General features: G+C 65.2%; 15 protein-coding genes. 8 read left to right on the forward strand and 7 right to left on the reverse strand.

All coding sequences use genetic code 11. The features are described from left to right. Window positions 1-2 precede the first annotated feature (2 nt). The gene (locus B5V03_RS22990; RefSeq protein WP_129272673.1) at window positions 3-1,460 is read left to right on the forward strand and encodes a GntP family permease; all 1,458 of its coding nucleotides are present in this window, start codon (window positions 3-5) and stop codon (window positions 1,458-1,460) included. A 21-nt stretch (window positions 1,461-1,481) separates the two neighbouring features. Here the strand turns inward: B5V03_RS22990 and B5V03_RS22995 are convergent, their stop codons facing one another. The 4 genes from B5V03_RS22995 to B5V03_RS23010 all read right to left on the reverse strand — a co-directional run bounded on the left by B5V03_RS22995 (window position 1,482) and on the right by B5V03_RS23010 (window position 5,961). After that, on the reverse strand, window positions 1,482-2,591 hold the full coding sequence (locus tag B5V03_RS22995; protein ID WP_129272674.1) for a hypothetical protein: 1,110 nt from the start codon (window positions 2,589-2,591) through the stop codon (window positions 1,482-1,484). Further along, entirely contained in the window at window positions 2,591-3,247 is a 657-nt protein-coding gene (locus tag B5V03_RS23000; RefSeq protein WP_129272675.1) for a 5-bromo-4-chloroindolyl phosphate hydrolysis family protein, read from the reverse strand. Before B5V03_RS23000 ends, B5V03_RS22995 begins: the two co-directional genes overlap by 1 nt. Next, window positions 3,248-4,837, reverse strand: a complete 1,590-nt coding sequence (locus tag B5V03_RS23005; protein ID WP_129272676.1) for a substrate-binding domain-containing protein — start codon at window positions 4,835-4,837, stop codon at window positions 3,248-3,250. 65 nt (window positions 4,838-4,902) lie between these two features. Continuing rightward, on the reverse strand, window positions 4,903-5,961 hold the full coding sequence (locus B5V03_RS23010; protein ID WP_129272677.1) for a toxic anion resistance protein: 1,059 nt from the start codon (window positions 5,959-5,961) through the stop codon (window positions 4,903-4,905). 304 nt (window positions 5,962-6,265) lie between these two features. On the opposite strand from B5V03_RS23010, the gene B5V03_RS23015 reads away from it, so the two are divergent. After that, entirely contained in the window at window positions 6,266-7,936 is a 1,671-nt protein-coding gene (locus tag B5V03_RS23015; RefSeq protein WP_129272678.1) for a tannase/feruloyl esterase family alpha/beta hydrolase, read from the forward strand. Window positions 7,937-8,053: 117 nt separating this feature from the next. Here the strand turns inward: B5V03_RS23015 and B5V03_RS23020 are convergent, their stop codons facing one another. Further along, window positions 8,054-9,667: an MDR family MFS transporter gene (locus tag B5V03_RS23020; protein WP_206736177.1), complete on the reverse strand. Its 1,614-nt coding sequence runs from the start codon at window positions 9,665-9,667 to the stop codon at window positions 8,054-8,056. Next, a complete protein-coding gene (locus B5V03_RS23025) occupies window positions 9,615-10,862 on the reverse strand; it encodes an HlyD family secretion protein (RefSeq protein ID WP_164988218.1) in 1,248 nt (415 codons plus the stop codon). The genes B5V03_RS23020 and B5V03_RS23025 overlap by 53 nt, the downstream gene beginning before the upstream one ends. 91 nt (window positions 10,863-10,953) lie before the next feature. On the opposite strand from B5V03_RS23025, the gene B5V03_RS23030 reads away from it, so the two are divergent. The 5 genes from B5V03_RS23030 (at window position 10,954) to B5V03_RS23050 (ending at window position 16,191) form a co-directional block, all read left to right on the forward strand. Beyond that, entirely contained in the window at window positions 10,954-11,628 is a 675-nt protein-coding gene (locus tag B5V03_RS23030; RefSeq protein WP_129272680.1) for a TetR/AcrR family transcriptional regulator, read from the forward strand. Between the two features lie 45 nt (window positions 11,629-11,673). Then, on the forward strand, window positions 11,674-12,153 hold the full coding sequence (locus B5V03_RS23035; RefSeq protein ID WP_129272681.1) for a MarR family winged helix-turn-helix transcriptional regulator: 480 nt from the start codon (window positions 11,674-11,676) through the stop codon (window positions 12,151-12,153). Next, window positions 12,153-12,923 carry an enoyl-CoA hydratase gene (locus B5V03_RS23040; protein WP_129272682.1) on the forward strand — a complete coding sequence of 257 codons (771 nt, stop codon included), beginning with the start codon at window positions 12,153-12,155 and terminating at the stop codon, window positions 12,921-12,923. Before B5V03_RS23035 ends, B5V03_RS23040 begins: the two co-directional genes overlap by 1 nt. 124 nt (window positions 12,924-13,047) lie before the next feature. Next, window positions 13,048-15,129, forward strand: coding sequence for a methyl-accepting chemotaxis protein (locus B5V03_RS23045; protein WP_164988219.1), 2,082 nt, complete (start codon window positions 13,048-13,050; stop codon window positions 15,127-15,129). Window positions 15,130-15,252: 123 nt separating this feature from the next. Beyond that, window positions 15,253-16,191, forward strand: a complete 939-nt coding sequence (locus B5V03_RS23050; protein ID WP_129272684.1) for a dihydrodipicolinate synthase family protein — start codon at window positions 15,253-15,255, stop codon at window positions 16,189-16,191. A 161-nt stretch (window positions 16,192-16,352) separates the two neighbouring features. Here B5V03_RS23050 and B5V03_RS23060 read toward each other — a convergent pair whose 3' ends face one another. Then, window positions 16,353-17,948, reverse strand: coding sequence for an ABC transporter substrate-binding protein (locus tag B5V03_RS23060; RefSeq protein WP_129272685.1), 1,596 nt, complete (start codon window positions 17,946-17,948; stop codon window positions 16,353-16,355). A 199-nt stretch (window positions 17,949-18,147) separates the two neighbouring features. Here B5V03_RS23060 and B5V03_RS23065 point away from each other — a divergent pair, with 199 nt between their 5' ends. Beyond that, entirely contained in the window at window positions 18,148-19,803 is a 1,656-nt protein-coding gene (locus B5V03_RS23065; RefSeq protein WP_129272686.1) for an ABC transporter substrate-binding protein, read from the forward strand. The last annotated feature ends 181 nt before the right edge of the window (window positions 19,804-19,984 follow it).

Genomic DNA, 19,984 nt, shown 5'->3' on the forward strand with positions numbered 1-19,984 from the left:
GCGTGGGGCTCCTCGGCATTCTCGTCGGCCTTGGCCTGCTCGTGCTGTTCGCCTTCCGCGGCTGGAGCGTGCTGCTGCTTGCGCCGTTCGCCGCACTTGTTGCCGCGCTGTTCGGCGGCGAGCCATTGCTGGCCAATCTGACGCAAATCTTCATGGCCAATGCGGCCGGTTTCCTGGCGCAGTTCTTCCCGATCTTCCTGCTCGGCGCCGTCTTCGGCAAGCTGATGGACGACAGCGGCGCGGTGACTTCGGTAGCGGGCTTCATGGCGCAACGCCTCGGCGAGCGCCGCGTGATCCTCGCGGTCGTGCTGGCCGGCGCGATGGTCACCTATGGTGGCGTCAGCCTGTTCGTCGCGTTCTTCGTCATCGTGCCGATGGCGCGCTCGCTGTTTCGTGCGGCATCAATTCCGCGCCGTCTGATCCCCGCCGCGATCGTGCTGGGAACATCCACTTTCACCATGTCCGCTCTGCCGGGCACGCCGTCGATCCAGAACGCGATCCCGATGCCGTTCTTCGGCACGACGGCGTTTGCCGCGCCGGGGCTGGGCATCATCGCCTCCCTGATCATGCTCGTGACAGGGTTGTGGTGGCTGCACCGGGCTGAAGCCAAAGCCCGCCGCGCCGGGGAAGGCTATGGTCACGGTGGCGCGGAGGATGCGACGGAGCGCGCCGCCGCCGACGAGCTGGTGCGCGAGCGCGCGACGACGGCGCGGGAGTTCGACCCGGCGGAGCTGCCGCACGGACAGCGCAGTCATGCCCCGTCGCCGATCGTGAGCGCACTCGTGCCGCTGATCGTCGTCGTTGCCGTCAATCTTGCGATGTCGCTCGTGGTTCTGCCGCGGCTCGACGTCGACTATCTCGCTGAGCCGCGCTTCGGCGGCACGTCGCTGGCAGCGGTCGCTGGGGTCTGGTCGGTCGTGGTCGCGTTGGCTGCCGCGATCCTCACGACCATCGTGCTGAACTGGCCCCGGCTGCCGGCGCTGCGGCAGACCATGGATGCCGGCGCCAATGCCTCGGTGCTGCCGGCGTTGAGTGTCGCCAGTCTCGTGGGCTTCGGTGCGGTCGTGGCCGCGCTGCCGGCATTCGCGGTGGTGCGCGACTGGGTGCTCGCGATCGAGGGCGGCCCGCTGGTGTCGCTCGCGGTCGCAACCAACATCCTGGCGGCGCTGACCGGCTCCGCGTCCGGCGGCCTGACCATCGCGCTCGACGCACTCGGGCCGACCTATGTCGAGCTTGCCTCGCGCACAGGCGTCGATCTTGGGCTGATGCACCGCGTGGCGGTGATCGGCTCCGGCACGCTGGATATCCTGCCGCACAACGGCGCCGTGGTCAGCCTGCTCGCGATCTGCGGCCTGACCCATCGCGACAGCTATTTCGACATCGTGATGGTCGGCATCGTGTCGTCGCTGCTGGCGCTGGTGGCCGTGATCGCATTGGGTGGCGCGCTGGGATCGTTTTGATCGAACGCGCGCAGCCGTCACCTATGCGGCCAGCCGGTCCAGCAGCGCCAACATCACAGGAGCATCCGGCATCGGCAGCACGGCGTCGATCCGTTCGAGCAGGCGCGATTGCAACAATGCGTTGCGTGCCTTGCCGATGGTGCCGAGCGGCCCGCGAAAGCCGTGGTCCTCCCAGGCCATTTCGAGCAGGCTCTCGCTCGTCAGGGCCTCGATGAGTTCGTCGGCCTGGCGTTCGACGCTGATGAGCGGATGGGCCGAGAACACGGTGGGCTGCGGATAGAGGATGACAGGCTTCGCCGGGGCATTCGCCTCGAGCCGTTTCCAGCGCTCGGCATCTTGCAGTACCCATTCGACGAGCTGGTTCTCGTAGCCGACGATCAGCGGCTGCGCGCCCGGGCCGCCGGCGACATAGTCGTCGAACAATTTGCCCGAGGACGGCGGCTTGAAGCCCATGCGGCGAAACACCGTGGCGACATCGCCATCGATCTTGCTCAGCGTCTCCGGCATCACCACGTCGCCCGACAACAGGCTCGCCGCAAGGCCTGCGAACATGAAGCCCGAATTGGACTTGTTCGGATCGGTCGAGACCACGCGCGCGCGGCCGAATAGGTCGGCGACGCCGATCGAAGACCAGTTCTCGCCAGTGATGATGGCTTTGAGCAGCTTTGACAGGTCCACCGTGTAGCGCGGCCCGCCGGCAGGCTGGGCGATGCCGCCCTTCACGAGGCCCTCGGCAATGCGATCCCAGGAATAGAGCACGATTGGCGAGTTGAAGATCACCTGGTCGCGCGAGATCTTGACGCCCGACGACCGCGCCACTTCGACCAGCACGGAGGACGACGGCCACAGGAATTGCGGCTTCTGGTCGAGCAGCGCGTGCTCGCGGACCATTTCGACCGAGCCGGCGCGGCGGCCGTCGAGGATCAGCCCGAAGCGGCGCTCCAGCACGCTCTTCACGCGGGCGTTGGCGAGAAAACCTTCCTTCTCGCCGCCGGCGAAGCCGAACAGGCGCTTGGCTTCGCCGAAGCGGCCCGCGATCTCGGGATGCTCGCGCAGATAAACGTAGCCGCCGGTTGCTGCCGCGCTCGCGGCGACAAGACCGATGCCGAAGGCGCGGCGCGAGATAGCCATCAGGACATTCCTCTCTTGGTCTCGACCGGGGCAGCCGGTTGCACCGGCCCGAGATCCTCATCGAGCGAGCTTTTCAACAGCTTCAGCTCGATGTCCAGCTTGTCGAGGTCGGCGTCCTGGAGATTGGCCGCATAGCGGGTGAAGGCAGCGTCCAGCCGGTCGATCATGTCGCCGGTGGCGGCAAGCCGCGCGGTGTCGGGCACAGTGCTCTTCTCCAGCGCGCGATAGGCTTCAGCGATCTCGGCCGCACGCGGCAGGTAATAGGTCAGGAACCGTCGCACCCGGTCGAGCCGCAGCGGATCGCGCTCGATGGCGGCGAAGATATCACGAGCGATCGTCACCAGATGACGGATGCGGTCGGCGGCCACGCGGGTGCGGATTGCGGACGCGGTGTACTCCATTTGCTCGGCCAGCGGCTCGGCTTCAGCCAGCAGCTCGTTTGCGAACTCGATCTTGCCGCGCGCGACGCCGCTGGCTTCCAGCGCGGCGAACCGGTTCCTCGGCGCCAGGGCCACGACGATGCCGCCACCGGCAGCCGCGCTGATCGCAAGGGCGATCCAGAACGGCATGGCGAGACCGATCACCAGCGACGGCAGCAGCACTGCTGCCGCCACTCCACCGGCGATCCAGCCGAGCCCGGATGGCATTGCGGCCATTCAGTTGTACCCTCGTACGGCGCGGAACGCGTCGGTGAGACTCTTGCTGCCGTCGAACACGCGGCCTCCGGTGAGTTTCGCCAGATTGTCGAGCTGGGCGCGATCGACCTCGGAACCGAAGGTCACGCCGAACACCGGCACACGGTGTCCGTCCGCACGCCAGGCGCTTTCGAAGGTCGACATCGCTCCCTGGCTCTTGCCATCGGTCATGATGACGATGGCCGGCAGATGCTGGCCGTCCTGGAGCATCGGCTTCATCAAGGCGAGCGCCTGCGCGCCGCAGCTGTAGAAGTCGGTGCCGCCGTTGGCACGCAATTCGAGCGCACGCGCGAGCAGGTCGGTCTGCTCGTTGTCGTCGCCGCTGGCGCGCGCCGTCCACAGAACATGATCGCTGAACGGCAGGATCAAAATCTGATCCGATTTCGTCCATTGCACCAGCACCTCGCGCGTGCGCGCCGGCGTGAGTAGAAAGCGCATGGCGTCGAGCAGCTGGGTCTCGCCCGGGCCCTGCATGCTGCCGGAGACATCGAGGCAGAGCGCGGTCAGCGACGGCCGCCGCAGCGCCTCCTGATAGATCAGCAGCGCCTTCTGGATCACCGCGGGCTCCGGCGGACGGATCACGGTCACCGGCCGCGACGGATCGAGATTGGTTTTTGGATCGGCCGCAAGCGGTGTCGCGCGGCCGATCTCGACCCGCCGGCCGGTCTTGGCGATCTTGCCTTGCGCCTCGCCGCTCAGCAGGAAGGCCTGCAAATCGGTGAAGAAGCCTTCGAGCTCCTTGCCGCGGCCGCGATCGACGAAGCCGAGCGGCGAATCGGCGACCGCCACGCCGTCGGCGGGATAGATCGCATAGAGCGGCTCGTGGTTCTCCGCGATCAGCTTGTCGTTGGTTTCCTTGATGACGGCTTCGTAATTCCAGATCGCCTGGTAATGCGCGCCGCTGCGCTCACCGTCGCGGTAGAGGTCGGCGAGCCAGCCGCTCGAGCCTGCACTGCGCTCGACGCCTTTCAGCAGGCCGCGCGCCGTTGCCAGCACCTCGGGCTTGTCGAGATCGCCGGCCTCGATCAGGTCGGGCTTGCCGATGCCGGCCGCCAGCATTGCGAGATAGGCCGCAGCGCCTGAATTCGACTGGGTCGCCGAGGTCATCAGGAATTTCAGTTTGCCGCCCTGCACGGCCGCGAGGATGTCCTTCACCGTCACCTTGGCGCCGATCCAGCCCAGTGCCTCGGCCTTGGAGCGGCGGACGCCGAGGATAACGGGCATCTGTACGATCGACTTCACCATCTTCACGCGCCTGGTGGTGTCGAACATGTCGATCCAGATCGAGGCGGCCGGCCACACCGCGTCGGCGCCGGGATCGCCGGCCTTCAGCGCAAGCGCGATATCGAGCGAACCCTGATAGCGCATGGTGCAGGTCGCGTTGCGCGACTTGCAGAACTCCTGCACCAGCGGCTCTAGGATGTCGTTCTCCGAACCCGAGAGAATGGTGAATTGCGGTCCGGGCCCGCCGCAGCCCGACAGCAGCGCGGCCATCAGCGGCAGGGCTGCGAGCAGCGCCCACGGGTGCCGCAGGAAACGGAAAGTTCTCATGCGCGAGCCTTCATGCCGCAGTTCTTATGCAGACACTTCATCGAGAAACCGTTGCGTGAGATGCATCAAGGCGCGGCCTTGGAGATTGCGGTCTTCAATTCGTCCGTCAGTTCCGCCATCCGCTGCTCGATCTCGGCGCGCTTGGTGCGGCCCTGCTCCTGCACATTGAGCACGCCGGCGATGGTGTCGATCAGGTCCCGGTTGGTCTTCTCCAGTGTCTGGATGTCGACGATGCCGCGCTGCGACTGTTTTTCGATCTCGATCGCCTGGGTCTTCATCATCTCGGACGCCTGGCGCATCATCTCGTTGGTCGCGTCGGTCACCGTCTTCTGAAGCTCCAGCGCCGACCTCTGCCGGTTCAGGCCGAGCAGCAGGATCATCTTCTGCTTCCAGACCGGAATCGTCAGCTCGGTCGTGGCCTGCAAATTCTCGATCAGCGTCTCGTCCCCGGACTGGACGATGCGGATCTGCGGCAGCTGCTGGATGCCGATCTGGCGTGCCTGCTGGAGGTAGAACACGCGCTTCTCCAGCCGATCGAGCGCCTGGACTGCGTCCTGATAGGTCTGCGCGGCGAGCATTGCGTCGCTGCCGGCGGCTTGCGCCTTGGCGTTCCGCTCCATCTCGACGAGCTTGCCGCCGCGGAACTCCTCGGTGAAGGCCTTGCCGGCTGCGATGTGCATATCGAGCTGGCCGAGCGCGCCGCGGGTCTGTTCGTAGAGATCGTCGAGCAGGGCGATGTCGCGGCGCAGCACCTCCTTGTTGCGGTCGAGCTCGACGCAGACGCGGTCGACCTGCGAGGCGACGTCGCTGAATTGCTCGGTGAAGCGGCGCAGCCGCGCTTCCGCAGACGAGAACAGGCGGGTCAGAAAACCCTTGTCCTTGAGATCGGCCGGATCGAGCCCCCGCGCCTTGCCGAGGATGTCCGTCAGCAGCTTGCCGGTGGCGCCGAGCTCACGGTTCTGGGTCTGGGCGAGAATGCGGTCGGCGAACTCGACCACGGAGCGCTGTGCGCGCTCGCCGAACGTCACGAGGCGCGAGCGATCCGAAATGTCGATCTCGGACTTGATACGCGCGACGGCAGAGGCATCCGTCGGCAGGGCCGGGACATTGATCGTTTCGCTCACCACTTGCTCCTGGTTCTTGTCTCGGTCATGATAGCATGCCGACCGGACGGGCAGATAACCCCAGCTCGCATGACAAATTGATGACAACCTGTGGATTTGACCGGTCGTGAGGCCATCCGAGTTCGGGGGGTGGGGCAAGATTTCATATGAAATTCAGATATCTAGAGGGATGCATGGGGTGACCGGGCCGGTGGGACCCGGGCGATGTTTCCGTTGATGGCGATGGCGACGCGTGTCGCGGCGATTGACGACCGGCAATCCGATGCATTGAATCGACCGCCTGAACGACAACAAGGCTGCAGGGATGGAAACGGTGGCGCGCAGGATTGCGAAGCTGAGTGTGTGGCTTGCCGGTGCCGTGGCCGCAATGGGGGCGAGCAGCGCGGTCGCCGCGACGCTGGCGGAGGATGCGGATACGGTCTGCAGGGGTCTGCTCGGTGGCGCGGATGCCGTGAAGATCGACGCTGCGACGTTGCTGGCGCCTTCACCTCTCGCCGTCGCCGAGCGCGGGCCGACGCCATCGGGCCGCGTCACGCCGGCCAATCCCGGCTTCTGCAAGGTGCTCGGTCATATCGACCCGGTCGACCCCAAGGCGCCGCCGGTCAAATTCCAGGTCAACCTGCCCGTCGAATGGAACGGGCGCTCGGTGCAATACGGCGGCGGCGGTTTTAACGGCGTGCTGATCACCGGCCTTGCGTTGCCGCCGGCCTATCCCTTGGACAAGCCATCGCCGCTCGCGCGCGGCTTCGTCACCTATGGCACCGATTCCGGCCACGAGACCAAGCCGGGCGAGCTACCGCAACTGTTCGCGCTGAACGACGAAGCGTTCGAGAATTTTGCTCACCGTGCCTACAAGAAGGTGCGCGATGCCGCGGTTACGCTGATGGAGCGCGCCTACGGCAAGAAGCCCGAAAAAATGTACTTCATGGGCTCGTCCGAGGGCGGCCGCGAGGGCCTGACCATGGCCCAGCGCTACCCCGACGATTTCGACGGCATCTTCGCCCGCGTGCCCGTCATCAACTGGGTCGGCCTGCAGCATGCCGGCACGCGTGCAGGCCTTGCGACGATGGGCGAGGGCTGGATCAATCCGGCGCAGGTCAAGCTCTTTGCCGATGCGGTGCGCACCGCCTGCGACAAGGCCGACGGCTCCGATAGGACGCTGGTGCACGATCCCGGGGCCTGCAAGGCGGCGTTCAATGTCGAAACGCTGCGCTGCGCGGCAGGCCAGAGCGGCGATCAATGCCTCACCGAGCCGCAGATCACGGCCGTGAAAACCCTGCATGGGACCTACAAATTCCCGTTCGTGCTCGCCAATGAACTCGACGATTATCCGGGCTGGGGCATCTCGGGTGAGGACACGCCGGCGATCGGGCCGACCGGCGGCTGGACCGCCTGGTGGCTCGGCACTGCGCCACCTGCGCAGCCGCCTGCGCCCAACAACGGCATCGCCTGGATCTACGGCGCCGGCGGCATCCAATATGTGTTCGCGCGCGACCCGAAGCTCGACGTCACCACCTACAAGGTGGAGGATCACAAGGCGCGGCTGCTCGAGGTCTCGGGCCTGATGGATTCGACCGATCCCGATCTCAGCCGCTTTCGCGGACGCGGCGGCCGGCTGATCATGCTGGAGCACATGGCCGATTACGCGCAAAGCCCCTATGCCGGCATCCGCTATTTCGAGAGCGTCGAGCGCAAGCTCGGCAAGGCCGAGACGGCGGAATTCGCGCGGCTCTACACCGCACCCGGCGTCGACCATGTCGGCTCCGGCGCGCCGGCCAATGTCGACATGCTGAGCGCGCTGGTCGATTGGGTCGAAAAGGGCAAGGCGCCCGGCGATCTCGAAGTCATCGAGCAGAAGGTCGAGGCGCCGTCATTTGCAGTGCTGCGCGCGCTTCCGCTGTGCCGCTGGCCGGCCTGGCCGCACTATAAGGCGGGTCCGGTGACGGAGGCGTCGAGCTTTACTTGCGCGCCGTAAGGCACTGACCTTGCCACACCGTCATGGCCGGGCTTTGTCCCGGCCATCCACGTTCTTTGCGACGATACCAAGAAAGTGCGTGGATGCCCGGGACAAGCCCGGGCATGACGACCTCAGCTAATGCGCCGGCCCGCCTGCCGCCTTCACCCGCCGCGTCAGCAGCACCGCAATCGCAGCGAGCACCAGCACCGCGCCGATCACCGCAAACGCGTCGGAATAGCCCATCACCAGCGCCTGGCGTTTCACGGTCTTGCCGAGCGCGATGATGGCCTGCTCGCGCGCGGCGTTGGGGTCTGGCACGCCATGGGCGATGAAGTAGTTGGTCATCTGCGCGATGCGGGCGCGGACTTCCTCGCGGCCGAGCGTGACCGACTGGCCGATGATGTTGGAGTGGAATTGCTCGCGCTTGGTGATAATGGTGGCGAGCGTCGCGGTGCCGATGGCGCCGCCGAGATTGCGGAACATGTTGCTGATGCCGGAGGCCGCAGCCGCGTCCTGCGGCGCGATGCCGCCCGTCAGCACCGAAGTCAGCGGCGTCAGCACCATGGCCTGGCCCACGGCGCGCACGATGTTCGGGATCCAGAGCTGGTCGCCGGCATAGTCCGGTGACATCGCCGTGTTCATGAAGCAGCTATAGGCGAAGATCAAAAGGCCGGTGATCGCGATATAGCGCGTGTCGAAGCGCTTCATCAGGATCGGGATCAGCGGGATCAGCACGAGCTGCGGCAGGCCGGTCCAGGCCAGCACGTTGCCGATCTGCTCGGCATTGTAGCCCTGCGCCTGGCCGAGATAGGCCGGCAGGATGTAGACCGAGCCGAACAGTGCGAAGCCGACCATCGTCATCGCGATGGTGCCGAAGCCGAAATTGCGCTGCGTCAGCAGGCGCAGCCGGATCAGCGGCTTCTCGATCGAGAGCTCGATCGTGACGAACAGCGTCAGGCTGACGGCCGCGATCACGGCCAGCTTGACGATGAAGGGCGAGGAGAACCAGTCGTCCTTGTTGCCTTCCTCGAGCACCGCCTGCAACGCCGACAGTCCGATCGCCATGGTGAAAATGCCGGCCCAATCGCCCTCCTTCAGGAGGCCGAGCTGCATCTTCTGCTTCTCCAGCGTCAGATAGAGCGCGGCCACCATCACGGCGGTCGGAATCACGTTGACGAAGAAGATGGTGCGCCAGCCGTAGTTTTCGGTGAGATAGCCGCCGATGGTCGGGCCGATCGCGGGCGCGAAGGTGACGGACAGCGCGAAGATCGCGAGGCCCACCGGCTGCTGCGGCTTCGGCAGTTTGGTCAGCACCAGCGTGAACGCCATCGGAATCAGCACGCCGCCGGCAAAACCTTGCAGGCCGCGCATCGCGATCATCGACGGCAAATCATGGGTGAAGGCACAGGCGACCGAGAACGCCGCGAACAGCGTCGCGCTCGCCAGCATGTAGCGGCGGAACGAGAACACGCGGCTCAGAAAGTCGGTCAGCGGGATCACGATGATCTCGCCGATCAGATACGACGTCGAGATCCAGGAACCGTTGTCGGCGCCGGTGCCGATGCCCCCCTCGATGTTGGCCAGCGAGGCGTTGGTGATCTGGATGTTCAGGATCGCCATGAACGAGCCGATCATGGCGGCGAGCACGGCGACCCAGACCGCGGCGCTCGCGCGGTTGGGATCGGCGAGCGGCCGATCAGATGTCGCGGCCGGTGTTGCCGGCGTCGAAAGTGAGATGCTGTTTGACATGGCACGACCCTCCGGAGACGAGCTTCGCTTTGGACGCGGCGGCGGCATTCGCGGCCGGCGCGGTCGAACGTGTTGCAATGGTCGGGATCACCGACATGCCGGGCCGGAGCGCAATCGTGGGTCCATGCTTGTCATCGAGCGCGATCCTGACCGGAATGCGCTGCACCACCTTGGTGAAATTGCCGGTGGCGTTGTCAGGCGGCAGCAGCGCGAATTCCTGGCCACTCGCGGGCGCGATGGAATCGACGTGGCCGTGCACCACCTGGCCGGGGAACATGTCGACCTCGATGTCGACGGCCTGTCCCGCCTGCACATGGGTCAGCTGCGTCTCCTTGAAATTGGCGACGACATAGGCGCCATCAGTCGGCACGATCGCCATCAGCTGCGTGCCCGCCTGCACGAACTGGCCGAGGCGCAAGGAACGGTTGCCGACGACGCCGTCGATCGGGGAGATGATCGTGGTGTAGCCGAGATTGAGCTCCGCCTGCTGCTGGATCGCGGCAGCGCGCGCGGCGTTGGCCTTGGCTTGCACGATTTCGGCCTTGAGCAGATCGACCTGCTTCTGAGCGGAGATCAGGTTGGCGTTGTCGCGCGCGATCGTCGCGTCCGCGCCGGCGTCGCGGGCTTGCGCCTGCTGCGCGTTCTGCACACTGCCAAAGCCGGTTGCGGCAAGGTCGGTGTAGCGCTTGTTCTCCTGCCTGGCGAAAACCTTTGCAGCATTGTCGACGTCGATGGTCGCGCGCGCTGCCGCGATGACAGCTTCCTGAACGTCGAGCTGCGCTTCCTTGCTCGTCACCGTCGCATTCGCGGCGGCGACATCGGCGCGCGCTTGGTCGAGCGCCACCTTGAAGTCGCGGTCGTCGATCCGGGCCAGCACCTGGCCGGCCTTCACATGCTCGTTATCGGCGACCAGGACCCGGTTGAGATAGCCGCTGACCTTCGGCGCGATGGTGGTGTTGTCGGCCTTCACATAGGCGTCATCGGTGGAGACGAGGTACTGCCCGACGGTCCAATAGTCGTAGCCGTACCAGCTGGCGCCGGCCAGCGCGATGGCCGCGGCTCCCATCAGCAACAGCTTGCGAAGATTGAGTTTTTGTCGAGCGACGAGGACCGGCGCGGTGGGCAGAACGCCCTCCAGCGCGGTGGCGGGAAGGGCGGTTTGGGCGGCAGCAGCTGGGGTGGTGTGGACGGTCATGGCCGGCTCCCCTGAATTAGGAAACTTGATAATTTCCAAAATGAGACTAGCTTGGGAATTGTCAATGGAATGACAGGCGTCATTTAAAAGCATGGCTCAGGCAAAATCGGAAAGTGCAAAGCCGGAAACTGAATGCCGTCCGCGCGGACGGCCGCCGGTGCGCAGCGACGAGGAGACGACGCGGATCGTCCTCGAAGCCGCGCGGCATACGTTCGCCGTCGAAGGCTATGCGGCGACCAGCACCGAAGAGCTGGCGCGCCGCGCCGGCATCTCGACCAAGACGCTTTATCGTCTGTTCCCCGGCAAGGCCGCCCTGTTCGAAGCGATGTGCGCGGACAGGCTCGAGCGATTGCTGTCTGCCGTCGATCTGCAAGGAAGCGACGAGGTCGATATCGAAACCGGCCTCCGCGCTGCGCTGCTGGCCTGCGCGGATCTCGCGCTCGATCCGGAAGTCGTGGCGTTGCAGCGCATGGTGCTGCAGCAATCCGCCACATTTCCCGAGCTCGCTGCAAACTTCTACATGAACGGCATTTCCCGCACCGCCAAGGCACTTGCCGGCTGGCTCCGCCTTCAGGTCAAGCGCAAGCGGATCGTCATCGACGATGTCGAGGACGTCGCCGGCATGCTGATCGGCATGGTCGCGTCCGCACCACAACGTGCCGCGATCTATGGCGGCATGCCGCTGCCGTCACGCAAGCAAATCGAGCGTCGCGTGCAGACCTGCGCGGCCCTGTTTCTGGACGGCTGCCGCGCCAGATCGGCCTAGCGGCTCCCTTTTGACAATCCAGTTCGTCTCGATTATATATTTCGCATGCGAAATAAAGAGATCGCGGCGAGGCCTCACCGCCTGATCTATCTGCTGAGCGTCGCGCAGCGGCGTTTGCAGCGCTGGATGGCGTCGCAGCCCGGGAGCGAGGTGACGCCGGCGCAGGCGGGGCTGCTGTTCATCCTCGGCAGGCAGGACGGCGTCCTGATGGGCGAGGCGGGCGCGGCGCTCGACATGGGGCCGGCCGGCATTTCCGGCCTCGTCGATCGTACGGCAGCGGCCAGGCTGATCGAGCGGCGCGCCGATCGCGAGGACGGGCGCGCCTGGCGGGTGTGGCTGACGCCGAAGGGGCGCAGCGCGCTGGCGCAGGCCAAGACTTCGGCCGCGGCGATCAATGCGGCGCTGACGGACGGATTTACAGCTGCGGAGATCGACATCGTCGCGCGCTGGCTGACGAGCATTCAGGACAAGTTTCCAAGACCTTCAGATCAAAAGCCTTCAGACGAGCACCAAGGAGCAGAGTAATGACCGAGCATGTCCGGATCGAGAACAACGGCGGAATTCTCACCCTCACGCTGGCGCGCCCCGACAAGAAGAACGCGCTGACCGATGCGATGTACGGCAAGCTCGCCGATACCATCGAATCCGCCGAGTCCGATCCGTCCACCCGCGTGATCCTGATCCGCGGCGAGGGCGACATGTTCACCGCCGGCAATGATGTCGGCGAGTTCGCGGCCGTCGCAGCGGGCAAGTCGGAAGGAAGCCGCAACGTCGTGCGCTTCATCCAGTCGTTGGCGCGCTGCACCCGGCCGCTGGTGGCCGCGGTGCAGGGCCGCGCCGTCGGCGTCGGCACCACGATGCTGCTGCATTGCGACCTCGTCGTGCTCGCCGACAATGCGCAATTGTCCACGCCCTTCGTCAGCCTCGCGCTGGTGCCGGAAGCCGCCTCAAGTCTCTTGATGCCGGCCCGCATCGGCTATGCCCGTGCCTACGAGATGTTCGCGCTCGGCGAGACCGTGCCGGCGAAGTCCGCGCTGGAATGGGGCCTCGCCAACCGCGTGGTGTCGCTCGACAAGCTCGACGCCGAGGCGCTCGCGTTGGCGCAGCGGCTCGCCCGCCAGCCGGCCGGCGCGCTCACGGCGACCAAGAAGCTGATGCGCAACGGCGAAGCGCTGGTCGCGCAGATGCAGGCGGAAGGCGAGCAATTTGCACAGCGCCTGCGGACCGCCGAGGCGCGCGAGGCATTTACGGCTTTTGCGGAGCGTCGCCCCCCGGATTTCACCAAGGTTGCGTAAGAAGGTCGCGGGCCGCCGGAATGCACGCAGGCGGAACCGCTGCCATTCAATTAAAACCTTAACGAAACATTGGCATGTCGCGATGCAAGGTGGCCACTCCCCGAGAGTGGCCCCTTGTGACCCCATGGCAATGTTTAAGAAATCGGTAAGCTCGCTTCTCCTGACCCTGATGGCCCTGCTGGCGGCCGGCGCGTTGGCCTCCACGGCGATCCAGATGGTCGGAGCCTTTGGCCGCTACAGCGACAGTCTCGAAACCGCGCGGCTTGCCGCCGCCGACAAGGCGATCTTCCACGGCGTGCTGTCGCTCCGCAACAATCGCGGCGATGCCCAGAGCGCGATCCTCGGCGAAGACGATCCGCGCGCCAAGCTCGGTGCCGCCGAGAAGGCCGAGCAGGCCGGCTATGAAGCCATCCTCGGCGCGCTCTCCACCATCGAATTCGCCCGGCGCGATGAGCTCGCGAGCACGCTGAAGCAGCGCTGGAACGAAGCCGCACCGCAGTTCCAGTTGTTCCATGATGAGGCCAAGCTTCCGCGCGCCGATCGCAAGATGGAACGGACCAATCCCTGGTACGACGCCGTCACCAAGGTGATCGACACCGCCAATCTGGCGTCTACCGCGGTATCGAACCGCGCCTGGCTGGACGATCCCTTCATCGCCCGCATGATCCAGGTCCGCCGCTTCGCCTGGCAGGTGCGCGACCGTTATGGAGTCCATTGCTCGTCGCTTCGCGCGAACGTCAACAGTAGCAAGCCACTCGACGACGCTCAGAAGCGGTCGGTGGCGCAATGGGACGGCACCATTGCCTCCGGTTGGGCCGGCATGGCCGAGTTGCTGGGTGCGCCGGACGTGGCGGCGGAGCTGGTTACGGCAGCGACGGAGGCGAAGGCCAAGACCGATGGCGTCCTGAAGCAGATCGGCGAGCTCACGAAGAATTTCGACGGCAGTGGCAAGCCCGCGCTTCCCGCCTCGGAGTGGAACGTGCTGTGCCAGTCGCCGTTCCCGCTCATTGCCGGGGTCGCAAACAAAGCGCTGGACCAGTCGATCGCGCGCGCGGAGGCGGTTCAGGCCAAGGCGCTGACCAATCTCGTGGTGCAGTCGCTCGCCTTCCTGCTCGCGCTCGCCGTGACCATGGCCGGCGTCTACGTCGTGCGCAATCGCCTGATGCGCCCGGTTCGCGCCATTCTCGATGCCATCGCGCGCATCGGCGCACGCGATTATGCGACGCCGGTTCCGCAGTCCCGCTATCCCGACGAGTTCGGCACCATGGCCGCCGCGCTCGAAAGCCTGCGTGAGAGCGCTGCGACCGCCGAACGTCTCGGCCAGGAGCGCGAATCGCAGCAGGCGCTGCAGCTCGCCCGCTCCGGCACCGTGGACGAGGCCTGCCGCAGCTTCGACGACACCGTGCAGGCCGTCATTCACAGCGTCGCTGCGTCGGCCCGGGAGCTCGACGCCACCGCGACCGACGTGCGCACGCTGGTCTCGGAGTCGAGCAGCCAGACCGCTGCGGTCGCCTCCTCTGCCGAGCAGGCCACCAACAATCTCGAGACCATCGCGGCCGCGACAGAGGAGCTCTCTGCCTCCGTCGGCGAGATTTCCGCGCAGGTGCAGTCGAGCGCGCGCGAGGCCCGCGAAGCCGTGTCGCAGGCCGAGCGGACCAACGCGACGGTCGAGATCCTCGACCAGACCGCAAGCCGCATCGGCGAGGTCGTGAAGATGATCAACGCCATTGCCGGCCAGACCAACCTTCTGGCGCTGAACGCCACCATCGAAGCGGCCCGTGCCGGTGAGGCCGGCCGCGGCTTTGCCGTGGTCGCCGGCGAGGTCAAGAGCCTCGCCGCTCAGACCGCGACGGCGACGGAAGAAATCTCGCGCCAGGTCGCGGAGATCCAGGGCGCGACAGGCCAGGCGGTGACCGCGATCCGCTCCATCGGCGGCGCCATCAGCGGCATCGACGAGAAGATGACGGCGATTGCCGCCGCCGTGGAACAGCAGCGCGCGGCCACCACCGAGATCTCGCGCAACTTCCAGCAGGCCGCCCAAGGCACCCGCGAGGTCACCGACACCATCGGCAGCGTCGCCAAGCTCAACGAGGAGACCGGCAACGCCGGCACGGTGCTGTCCGACTCCGTGAAGAAAATGTCGGCCGATGCCGATCGTCTCCGCGTCGCGGTCGAGGGTTTCCTCGGCGCAGTGAAGACGGCTTAACTTCTTAGTTCTTCCATCCAACGTCGTGCGATCGGCATTGCCGCCGGTCCGCGCGGCGGCTACATCTGTGCCGCCGCGTGGACGCGGCAACAGACGTAAGACACATCAGGGATGGAGAGTTCGATGCCGGTCACCCCACACAAGGCCCAGCGCCCCTATCGCGGCGTGTTCCCGGTCGCGCCCACCATCTTCGACGAGCGCGGCGAGCTCGACCTCGAGGGCCAGCGCCGCTGCATCGATTTCATGATCGACGCCGGCTCGCACGGAATCTGCATCCTCGCCAATTTCTCCGAGCAGTTCGTGCTCACCGATGCCGAGCGCGAAACCGTGATGCGTGCGGTGATGGAGCATGTCGCGGGTCGGGTTCCCGTGATTGTCACCACCACGCATTTCAGCTCCGCCGTTTGCGCCGCGCGCAGCCAGCAGGCTGAAGCGGCAGGTGCCGCCATGGTGATGGTGATGCCGCCCTATCACGGCGCGACCTTTCGCGTGCCCGAGAAAGGCGTGGTCGAGTTCTTCAAGGTGCTTTCCGGCGCGATCAACATCCCCATCATGATCCAGGACGCGCCGGTCGCCGGCACGCCGCTGTCGGTCGAGCTGCTGGCGCGGCTGGCGCGCGAACTCGCCAATATCCGCTATTTCAAGATCGAGGTAGCAGGCGCGGCTTCAAAGCTCCGCAGCCTGATCGAGGCAGGCGGCAAGGATATCGAGGGCCCCTGGGATGGCGAGGAAGCGATCACGCTGCTCGCCGATCTCGATGCCGGCGCCACCGGTGCCATGACCGGCGGCGGATATCCCGACGGCATCCGCCAGATCATCGATCCCTATTTCGCCGGCGATCGGGAGAAGGCGAAGGCCGCCTATGAGCGCTGGCTGCCGCTGATCAATTACGAGAACCGCCAATGCGGCCTGATCGCGTGCAAGGCGATGATGCAGGCCGGTGGCGTGATCAAGTCGGACGCGGTGCGACATCCGTTGCAGCCGCTGCATCCGGCGACAAGAGCGGGATTGCTGGAATTGGCCAAGGAGCGCGACGCGCTGGCATTGCGGTGGGGGAAGTAAGTCCCTCCGCCGTCACTCAGTCTCTCCGCCGTCATTGCGAGGAGCTCTTGCGACGAAGCAATCCAGACCGCTTCCGCGGAAGATACTGGATTGCTTCGCTTCGCTCGCAATGACGGTGTTGGGGCAGACGTGCCCACCTTACGGCACTGATGTCCGCCGCCTCACTCCACTCCGATCGTCGTCAGATCCTGGAACCAGTGCTGCGCCTGCACGAACTGCTTCACCTTCGGCGACAGCGCGTGCGGGTTGGTGTCGTGGACGACCCAGACCAGCACGGCATCATCGACGATCAGCGCATGCGCCTGGGCGATCAAATCGTCCTGCTTGGCCGTGTCAAACGTCTGCTTGGCCTCGTTGATCAGCGCGTCGACCTTCGGGTTCTTGTAGCCGCCCCAGTTGACGCCGACCGGCGCGATCTGGTCGGAGGCGAAGAAGCGGACGATGGCGTAGAGCGGATCTGACGTGACATAGGCGATGTTGTTGGCGGTGATGCCGGCGTTCATCTCGTCGGCTGCGCCCTTGCGCCAATGCGTGTAGAGCGTTTCGAGCTCGACCACCTTGAAGTCGATCTCGATGCCGATCTCTTTAAAGCTCTGCTGCAAAAATTCGTTCATCGGCAGCGACAGCATCTGGCCGGTCCCGCCCTGTGCGATGATGAAGGTGGCTTTCAGCGGTTTTGCCTTGGAGTAGCCGGCCTCCTCGACCAGCTTCTTGGCGGCAGCAAGATCATATTTCAGCTCGAAGGTCGGCTTGCCGAACCACGGGCTCGATGGGTCGACCTGGCCCTTGGCCGGCTTCGCCAACCCGTTCATCAGGCCGACGACTTCGTCGCGGTTGATCGCGAGATTCAGTGCCTTGCGCAGGCGGATGTCGGTCCAGGGCGAGCCCGGCAGCACGCTGAGATGATAATTCCAGACATGCGGCGTGACGTTGTCGACGATCTTCATGCCAGCCGCCTTCAGCTGCGGCACGGCATCCGGCGCCGGCGTCTCGATCAGGTCCACTTGCCCCGCGAGCAGCGCATTGGTGCGCGTCAGCGCTTCCGGCATCGGCACCAGCACGATCTTGTCGACCTTGGGAATGCGCTTCTTGTTCCAGTAGTCCGGATTCTTGCTGAGCTCCGCAAGCTCGCGCGGCACCAGTTTTGTCAGCTTGAACGGACCGGTGCCGGAAGGCTGGCTGGCGAACTTGTCCCAATCCTTGCCGAGCTTTTCATATTGCGCCGGGCTCGACACCAGGAACCACAGCATTTGGTAGGGAAAGAAGGAATCGACCGTCTTGGTGGTGATCTCCACCGTGGAATCGTCGATCTTGGCGTAGCTGGCGACCGAAGGCAGACGCGTCTTCACCTGCGCGCTCTGCCGCTTGTCGAATTGCGGCGCCTTGTCGTTGAGCACCTTGTCCAGATTCCAGATCACCGCGTCGGCGTCGAACGCGCTGCCGTCGTGAAACTTCACGTCCTTGCGGAGCGTGAAGCGCCACTTCTTCTTGTCGGTGTCGTCCACCTTCCATTCAGTGGCGAGGCCCGGCACCAGCTTGCCGGGACGGTCGGCGACGTCCATCTCCCATGCGACCAAAGGATCGTAGATCGTGTAGGCCGTGAACTGATAGGCGCCGGCGCCGCGGTCGGGCTGGCCCGTCGTCAGCGGAATGTCCGCCATCGAGATGCCGTAGCGCACCACCGTTTCGGCGCGTGCCGAGATTGCGGATAACGCCAGCGCAAGCACGGCGAGACAGGTCGTCAAACGAATACGCATGGCCCAAAGCTCCCAGGAGATTCCGGGCCAAACGTGCAAGCTTGATGCCAGAATAGGCAGAACAGGGCGCTCGCCTCCGCATCATCACAAGGACTTGTCGTCGCAGGGGCAATTGGCAGAATAAGTTTCCCCCTTGGCATGGCCATTGCATACGATTGCATCAAAATTAGTCATCGATATTGGGAAAAGGACTGAAGTAATGCTTATCAAGACAACGACCCGCGCGGCGCTGATCGCGGCGCTGGCCCTGACAACTGCGGCCGCATGGCCGCGCGTGGCCAGCGCCGAAACCGTGCTGCGCATCGGCATGACCGCTGCCGATATTCCGCGCACGCTCGGCCAGCCCGATCAGGGCTTCGAAGGCAACCGCTTCACCGGCCTCACCATGTATGACGCGCTCACCGGCTGGGACCTGTCCTCCGCCGACAAGCCGAGCGTGGTGATCCCCGGCCTTGCCACCGAGTGGAAGGTCGACGATGCCGACAAGACAAAGTGGACCTTCAAGCTGCGCCCCGGCGTCACCTTCCATGACGGCTCGCCGTTCAATGCCGATGCGGTGGTGTGGAACGTCGAGAAGGTGTTGAAGCAGGACGCGCCGCAATTCGATCCCAGCCAGGTCGGTGCGACCGCCACGCGCATGCCGACGCTCGTATCTGCCAAGAAGATCGACGACATGACGGTGGAGCTGACGACCTCCGAGCCGGACAGCTTTCTGCCAATCAACCTCACCAATCTGTTCATGGCGAGCCCGGCGAAGTGGCAGGCTTTCTATGAGAAGGCGGAAGGCGCCGACGCCAAGGCGAAAACGCAGGCCGCCTGGACCGCGTTTGCCAAGAATGCATCGGGCACCGGCCCGTGGAAGATGTCGGGCTTCACCCCGCGTGAGCGGCTCGAACTGGTGAAGAACGCGAATTATTGGGACAAGGCGCGCGTGCCGAAGACCGACAAGATGGTGCTCTTGCCGATGCCGGAAGCCAATGCGCGCACCGCGGCGCTGCTCTCTGGCCAGGTCGATTGGGTCGAGGCGCCGGCACCGGACGCTTTGCCCGAGATCAAGCAGCGCGGCTTCAAGCTCTACACCAATGAGCAGCCGCATGTCTGGCCCTGGCAGTTCTCGCGCATCGAGGGCTCGCCCTGGAACGACATCCGCGTCCGCAAGGCCGCAAACCTCTGCGTCGATCGCGAAGGCCTCAGGGACGGCCTGCTCGGCGGCCTGATGGTGCCGGCGACCGGCACGTTCGAACCCGGCCATCCCTGGCGGGGAAAACCGACCTTCGAGATCAAGTACGACAAGCCGGCTGCGCAGAAGCTGATGCAGGAGGCGGGCTTTGGTCCGAATAAGAAGCTCGCGGTGAAGATCCAGACCTCGACCTCCGGCTCGGGCCAGATGCAGCCGCTGCCGATGAACGAATATCTCCAGCAAGCACTCGCCGAATGCTATTTCGACGTGCAGCTCGATGTCATCGAGTGGAACACGCTGTTCTCCAATTGGCGCCGCGGCGTCAAGGATCCCAGCGCGAACGGCTCGAACGCGACCAACGTCACCTATGCGGCGATGGATCCGTATTTCGCGCTGGTGCGCTTCCTGCAATCGAGCATGGCCCCGCCGGTCTCGAACAATTGGGGTTTTATCAACAATCCCAAGTTCGACGAGATGGTAAAAAGGGCGCGGCAGACCTTCGATCCGGCCGCGCGTGACGCCGCGCTCGCCGAGCTGCACGCGGCCTCCGTCGACGACGCAGCCTTCCTCTACGTCGCGCACGACGTCGGCCCCCGTGCCATGAGCCCGAAGGTGACGGGCGTGGTGCAGCCGAAGAGCTGGTTCATCGACTTCTCGCTGGTGTCGATGCAGTAGCTCGCGCCACACAAATAGTGCACCCTCTCCCCTTGTGGGAGAGGGTGGCTTCGCGGATAGCGAAGCCGGGTGAGGGGTCTCTCTCCGCGAGTGACCCTCTTCTCATTTGATCATGCTGTATCCGCGGATAGATACCCCTCATCCGGCGCTTCGCGCCACCTTCTCCCACAAGGGGAGAAGG

This window comes from Bradyrhizobium betae (assembly GCF_004123905.1).
In the GTDB taxonomy this organism is placed as follows: domain Bacteria; phylum Pseudomonadota; class Alphaproteobacteria; order Rhizobiales; family Xanthobacteraceae; genus Bradyrhizobium; species Bradyrhizobium betae_A.